Annotated in this window: 1 protein-coding gene; it reads right to left on the minus strand. The window is 70.8% G+C overall.

The window, feature by feature from the left end:
• Nucleotides 1–853, minus strand: an 853-nt coding sequence (locus JNW87_RS38950) for a TolB family protein (RefSeq protein WP_238455495.1), incomplete at its 3' end; no start/stop codon positions are given.
• Between the last annotated feature and the right edge of the window lie 271 nt (nucleotides 854–1,124).

Consider the following 1,124-nt stretch of genomic DNA (forward strand, 5'->3'; position numbering starts at 1 on the left):
AAGCCGGCCGCGCGTCGAGGTGGATCAGGTCAGAGGGCGCGCGCCAGTCCAGCCGGCTGCTGTCGTCGTACTCGTCGCCGGGGATCCACCACGGCTCACCGAAGCCGCTGGTGGAGACGATGATGTTGCCGCCGTCCGGGTACTCGTTGGTCGGCGGCACGGACAGCGCCGCGCAGTAGCGGCCGTCCGGAGAGAACACCGGCGACAGGTAGAGCCGCGGGGTGTCGGTGAGCCGCTTCAGCCCGGTGCCGTCGATCCGGACCGAGGCCAGCGCCGCGCCGCTGGGCACGTCGGTGTCCCGGGTCCAGCGGTTGGTGCAGAACACCACCCGCTCCGAGTTCGGCATGAAGACCGGCCAGTCGAAGTTCTCACCGGCCGCCTCCGGCAGGTAGATCCGCCGCAGCTTCCCGGTGGCCAGGGTCAGCGTCTTCAGCTGCGGACCCTCCGAGCGGCTGTGCCACCGGGTGACGATCATTGAGCCGTCCCGGGACCAGTTCGGCCGGACCATGTAGTGCCCCTGCACGAGCACCCGGATGGCGCCGGTGGCCACGTCGACCGTCACCAGGGTGTCGTGGTTGCGGACCAGGGCGAGCTGGGTGCCGTCCGGCGACCAGGTCGGGCTCTCCCAGTAGACGCCCCCCCCCCCGCCACCAGCGGCAGGGTCTCCCCGGTGACCCGGTCCCAGAGCGCCACGGCGGCCGGGCGCGGCTGGCCGGGGATGTAGGAGTTGTTGCGGAAGGCCACGTACCGGCCGTCGGGCGAGGCGGTGGCGTCGTCGCCCTGGGAGAACAGCAGCTTCGGCGTGGTGTGGCCCGGCTCGATCTGGAACACGCCCGCGGCGCTGACCAGCCACGGCCCGTTGACCACCTCGGTGGTGTCGGCCGCGCTCGCCGGCGCCGTCCCGGCCAGCCCGCCGGCCAGGCCGGTCACCGCCGCGGCCCCGGCCAGGGCGGCCCCGCGCAGCATCGTGCGTCGATTCATTTCCATGTTGTGAACCCCCGTGTGAAAAGACTTCGTCCCACCCTCTAGATCGTTGACCGGAATTTCGCTCCTGGTCAGCAGGGGCTAGTGATCGTAGGCGATCAATGATCGCTTGATCGGTGCGCCGATCGTCCAGTTGTGCC

The sequence above is a fragment of the Micromonospora sp. ATA51 genome (genome assembly GCF_016802855.1).
GTDB lineage: Bacteria > Actinomycetota > Actinomycetes > Mycobacteriales > Micromonosporaceae > Micromonospora > Micromonospora sicca.